Origin of the sequence: Acaryochloris sp. IP29b_bin.148, assembly GCF_028285565.1 — a bacterium.
Taxonomy (GTDB): domain Bacteria; phylum Cyanobacteriota; class Cyanobacteriia; order Thermosynechococcales; family Thermosynechococcaceae; genus Acaryochloris.
Map to the genome: position 1 here is coordinate 1 of NZ_JANQOY010000162.1, position 5,946 is coordinate 5,946.

A 5,946-nucleotide genomic window follows, 5' to 3' on the forward strand; every position below is an offset into this window, starting at 1 on the left:
TGGTCAATTCGAAGACCTAGCAGTGGGTGAAACAGCCACAGATAGCTTCACCTATACAGTGAGTGATGGCAATGGAGGAACGGATACGGCAACCGTCACTATTACGATTAATGGTGTCAATGATGCCCCCACGACCAATGATGATGCAAATGTAGGCTTCACAACCAATGAAGACACAAGCTTTACGACAGGCAATGTACTAGGTAACGATACTGACCCGGATACCAACGACACTCTTACAGTATTAAGCATTGACACCACAGGTACGCAGGGGATAGTCACCAACAATAACGATGGCACATTTGACTATGACCCCAATGGTCAATTCGAATCCCTAGCAGCGGGTGAAACCGCCACAGATACGTTCACCTATACAGTGGATGATGGAAATGGAGGAACTGATACTGCAACCGTCACTATTACGATTAATGGTGTCAATGACATTAGTGGATTTAGCGATGAAGATGTTGTTCAGGGAGGTACTGGAAACGATACCCTCAACGGGGGTAGTAGCCCAGATTTCCTTGACGGCGGTTTAGGTAATGATCTGCTAAGTGGAGGGTCTAACGCAGATCAGCTAATCGGCGGAGAAGGGAACGATTTTCTCAATGGTGGTAGTGGTAACGACAAACTTGATGGCGGAAACGGTCAAGATGTTTTAAATGGCGGGAGTGACAACGATACCCTTACTGGTGGAGATGGTAACGACATTCTAATAGGTGTTAGAGGCAATGACATATTATTAGGTGGCTTTGGCCAAGATACTCTTATTGGTGGTAAAGGAAGTGATACCTTTATTTATCAATCCCCTGATGATTTTGGTGATATTATCACTGACTTCGAAATTGTTGCAGATCGCCTTGACTTCAGCGAAATGTTTAATGGCTCTGGATCTTTAGGAAGTACTGTTCAGGTAAGGCAGCAAGGTTTGCACACTTTAGTTCAAGCAAGTAGTGGAGGCAACATGCAAACCGTGGGTTTACTCCTTAACGTTAATGCTAATACCTTAACTGACCGTCACTTTAACCTATAGGACTTTGTTCAGATGACATCCAATAGATAATCTGGATAGAGCTAAATTCGCATTGGTTGAGTATCCCTGATCGCCATACCCAAAATCTCAAAATGTCTTGATGTCAGTCAACCAGAGGCCATTACACTGTAACCCTGAAATGAACAGTGCCGGAATGAACAGTGTAAGCAAGCCTGAAGAGATGTTTTGGGGTGATCGCACAGATCCCTTTGGCTATGCTTGGACTCTAGCGACTCAAGTTAAAGAAATTCCACCATAGGCTGAGATCGCAATCTTTAGCCAAAGATGGTCCCAACCTCTTGAAAGGTTAAAGATAGAGACCTGAATTGATTAAGATCCGTTTATGTGAATCTTCGGTTTCACTGCATAAATGATTTCGGTTGTGATGCACTAGGTGCGATCACAACCCAGAAAACCCTTATTGCGACTGCCTTAAGCGTCGCTTCCACCTTATCCAGCACTCTATTAAAATGGCTCCTTCAGGACTGTCTCGAAAAATGAACTTGCCAATTTATCGAACCCATCATCCGGTAGTCTGATATCAACCCTTCCCCCTGAGGGAGACCCATCCAGAATGCAAATCGATTTTCATAACGGCGTCACCTATATCGTGGCCCGTTTAGCCGGATTCGATCACCCAGAAGCTGACGTTATTGCCCACTGCGCTCAATATGTCGATGACGCCACCAATTCGGGTTTAATTCACTTCGATAATGGCACCGTCTTTAACCATATTAGTTCTGCCCATAAGTTGCTGGATTACCGCAACTTTCGCCTGTTGGCCAATTACCAAGTGTGGATTCCATTTCATTTTTTGCCAGGGAATGAAGGGCTGCCCGCTAACCAAAATCAGACCGGTACTTTTATCAATAAGCTTATTTGTCGTCCTAATAGCCATGTAGCACAGGATATGCTGCGAGAGTGCATTCGACTCCGCCATAGCCAGCATAGTCTGTATCGGCTGGGTATCGCCATGCATGTCTATGCTGATACCTGGGCTCATCAGGGATTCGCAGGCGTGAACCATCGAGTCAATGAGGCCACCAAATTGGTAGACTCTCACGGCAACCTTGATCTTAAGTTCACTAAAAAAGTCAAAGCTTATTTTAAGAAGAACCTCGTCGAAAATTTTACTGGCCATCTGCTCAGCGAAGTTTTTCCTCTAGGGCATGGGGCAGTTTTAGGACATCCTGACAAGCCTTTTTTGCAATGGGGATATACTAATGGCTTGAATGAAAAGATTAGTCGAAACAATCCCCAAGACTATCTAGAAGCTGCAGAGCAGATGTGCCAATGGTTGCAGCGCTACCGCTTGGGTGATCCAGATACCTCAGTCACTGGATTGCCGACTGAAGATAAAGCTCTTATTGCTGAACACCTACAATCAATCAACCATAAGGATGATGAGGTGCGGCATCAACAATGGCTAGAGTTGACCCGTAAGGGGCGGTTTAGCTTTGGCCGTGCCCATGTCTCCTATATCCACAAGGGAATAGGCTCTTGGAAACATGATGCCCTTGGCACGGAAGCCTTACTGGATACAGGCGAGGAAGTCTTTCAGTATCACCCTAAGTTTTTAGAAAGTCATTGGAAACTGTTCCATGAAGCCCTGATTGCTCATCGGTCCTATATTGTCGATATCTTACTGCCGAAATACGATATCCATATCGGTGCGGATAAGCCCGTCAAACTAACTCGTTGACAGCAATAAGTGATTAGCAGCGGCCTGCATCAGATCTTGATGAACATGAGCTGATGTTGCCACAATCAAGCCCGGTCTCTGATAATTCTCGCTGGTATGCAAAGGAGGCATCGGCTCTCCCGTTAAGGTGGTGACAATACAGCCTGCTTCCTGGGCTAGAAAGGCAATGGCAGCCCCATCAATCAATTTGCCCGATTCCAAAATCGCCCCCGCTAATTCCCCCTTAAGGATGGAGTTGATATTAGGGGCAAATCGATCTGCACTATAGGCCGTTTTTAAGTCATTAATTTGATAGGCAGGACCGACATCGGGAATCTGATCTGACAGTCCCCAGCCCAAATAGATCAGGGGTTTAGGGTTCTCAATTTGTAGTTTCTGGCACTCGTCTAAAGATGCATTGAGTGGGCCAGAAAAGGTGCCCACTCCCCGCAGGGCATAGTAATAGTCATCCTGAGCTGGGGAAATGGCTAATACGGCTTCGTACTCATCATGGTTGAGAACACCCACAATAATCTGATAATTATCATGGCCATCCAGGTAAAAGCGGGTGCCGTCAATGGGATCGAGGGTAACTAAATAATCCCCTTCTGGCCCTAACTCAATGGAGCGAAAGTATTTGGTATTGGCGGTTTTTTCATACTCTTCTCCGTAGAAGCGGATTTGAGGATAAGCCCCCAACAAAGCCACTTCCACAAAGGTTTGAATAGACAAATCAGCATCCGATAAGGCCGCACCAAAGTGATTCTGTTGATCGGTTTTTTCCGGGCGCTCAGCAATCACAGACTGAATATGTTTGGAGTATGCAGCGGCTAATCTTAAGGGCGGCAGCAAGGTTTCAAGGATCTGCCGAGGCGTGGGTGAATTAGACATAGGTTCCATCGTTAACGGGCAAACAACCCCTTCTTACCTTAACTAGGTTAACGTCAGATATGGGATGGGTTATTGATAAGGTCTAATGGAACGATTTAATTTACAGGTTTTCGGGCGGTTTTGGAAAATCGCCATTAGCTACTGGAATAGCGAGGAAAAGTGGAAAGCACGGGGATTGCTCTTACTGGTGATGGTGCTTTCTCTGGGGTATACCGGTTTAAGCGTACTCCTGAACAACCGACGAGGGGTGATGATTTCTGCCCTTTCTGCCCAGGATGAAGCCCGGTTCTGGCAAACCATAATGATTTTCCTGGGGGTGCTGGTGGCTTATGCACCTATTTTTGCAGGTTATACCTATTTACGCGATCGCTTAGGGTTACAGTGGCGACGCTGGCTGACCAATCGCTATGTGGATAATTACTTCAGCAATCGCGCCTACTACAATCTCAACAACCTGCATACGGACATCGATAACCCGGACCAGCGAATTGCTGAAGATGTTAAAAGTTTTACCCAAGAATCCCTCACCTTTCTGCTGATTATTGTGGATTCCCTATTGGGGATAATCGCCTTTAGCAGCGTGTTGTGGAAGATTTCTTCTTCTTTGGTGCTGTTTTTAGTGCTCTATGCCGTCCTGGGTACCGTCGTCACAGTGGGGGTATTTGGGAAAGGGCTAGTCAGGCTTAATTTTGCCCAACTGAAAAAGGAAGCGGATTTCCGGTTTAGCCTGGTGCGTATTCGCGAAAACGCGGAATCCATTGCCTTTTATCGGGGAGAGCAACAGGAAGCCGATCAGGTCAAAGCTCGGTTTATGGAAGCCTTTGATAATTTCAAGAACCTGATTATTTGGCAGTTGAATTTGAATGTGTTTTCCAATGCCTATGAGTTTTTGCCCTTTATCCTCCCTGCCATTGTCGTTGCCCCTGGCATCTTTGCGGGTGAGTTAGAGGTGGGCAAGGTGTCTGAAGCCCAAGGTGCGTTTATTCGCATCTTTTTCTCGCTGAACTTGATTGTGGCCCGTTTCCAAGAGTTAACTTCCTTTGGGGCAGGGATTGATCGTCTTTACACCTTTGCTGAAAGTTTGGAACAGCCGAGTCAGACGGAGACAGAGGAATCAAGTGAGTCTGATGCGGAAGAAGAACTCACCCAGCCCACCTTTACCGTAGAAGAAGGAGAAGGCTTATCTCTAGCTGAACTAACCCTGATGACCCCCAATTATCAGAGGACTTTAATTACCGATCTCTCTATAGCGTTGTCTGAAGGCGAAGGGCTGTTGGTCAAAGGGCCAAGTGGATGTGGCAAGAGTTCCTTACTGCGAGCGATGGCCGGGTTATGGAATTCGGGCCAAGGTACCATCCACCGTCCTCAACCTGGTGATATCCTTTTCCTACCTCAACGACCCTATATGATTGTGGGCAGTCTCCGGGATCAAATGATTTATCCCAATATGGAGATCGAAGCCAGTGACGAAGAGCTTAAGGCCATTTTGCAGCAGATTAATCTACCGGATTTAGATGAACGGTTTGACGGCTTTGATGCGGTGGAAGATTGGTCTTCGGTTTTGTCTTTGGGTGAACAGCAGCGGCTCACCTTTGCTCGGCTGTTACTGAATAAGCCCCAATATGCCATTCTCGATGAGGCCACGAGTGCTTTGGATTTAAGCAATGAAGCCTCTCTCTATCAGCAGTTACAGCATCTGGAAACGACCTTTTTGAGCGTAGGCCACCGATCAACGTTAACGAACTACCACGAGCGCACCCTAAAGTTAGCAGCAGATACGACCTGGGAATTAGCTGAGTCTGAGAAAGTTGAGAATGCGATCGCATCACCTTAAATCACACTGACAATAACTCTGAAATTCTGCTGATTCGGTCGTACTAGACACCGGTTCTCAATTATTCTCCTGAGCTAGACAAGCGCTGTTGTCGGCATCTCAAGCCTACTCATGACTCCTGAAGAGTCGATGAAACTTATATCAAAATCTGTGATAAGTGTCGCTACCTTTATCGAGCCGTTGACTCTGACGGCTACACCCTCGACTTTCTACTCACAGCAAAACGAGATGCCAAAGCTGCGAAGTGCTTGCTGACTAAAGCAATGAATGTCGTTCATACCCATGCCCCTCGGGTGATCAATGTGGACAAAATCCAGTATATCCTCCTGCTGTTGAGCAGTTACAGGAAGAAGAACGTATCCCTGAAGGAGAAAAAGTTCGGCAGGTCAAATACCTCAACAACATAGTGGAGCAAGATCACAGAGATATCAAACGTCTAGTGCATCCTGGTGTGGGTTTTGGTTCGTTCAATTCCGTCAGAAGAACTTTGAAGGATTTGAAGCAATG

At 46.3% G+C, this 5,946-nt stretch carries 4 protein-coding genes and 1 pseudogene; 4 read left to right on the forward strand and 1 reads right to left on the reverse strand.

The window, feature by feature from the left end:
- The coding region (locus Q0986_RS15155) for an Ig-like domain-containing protein (RefSeq protein WP_299411911.1) at positions 1-1,033 on the forward strand (1,033 nt) is incomplete at its 5' end.
- Between the two features lie 574 nt (positions 1,034-1,607).
- Positions 1,608-2,735 (forward strand): DUF6765 family protein, encoded by a 1,128-nt coding sequence (locus Q0986_RS15160; protein WP_299411913.1) that lies wholly within the window; start codon positions 1,608-1,610, stop codon positions 2,733-2,735.
- Here Q0986_RS15160 and Q0986_RS15165 read toward each other — a convergent pair.
- On the reverse strand, positions 2,724-3,605 hold the full coding sequence (locus Q0986_RS15165) for an inositol monophosphatase family protein (protein WP_299411918.1): 882 nt from the start codon (positions 3,603-3,605) through the stop codon (positions 2,724-2,726). The genes Q0986_RS15160 and Q0986_RS15165 overlap by 12 nt on opposite strands.
- Before the next feature lie 85 nt (positions 3,606-3,690).
- Between Q0986_RS15165 and Q0986_RS15170 the strand changes: the two genes are divergently transcribed.
- Both Q0986_RS15170 and Q0986_RS15175 read left to right on the forward strand, forming a co-directional pair.
- A complete protein-coding gene (locus Q0986_RS15170; protein ID WP_299411921.1) occupies positions 3,691-5,439 on the forward strand; it encodes an ABC transporter ATP-binding protein/permease in 1,749 nt (582 codons plus the stop codon).
- Positions 5,440-5,492: 53 nt separating this feature from the next.
- Positions 5,493-5,946: pseudogene (locus Q0986_RS15175) on the forward strand (IS6 family transposase); the annotation flags it as partial.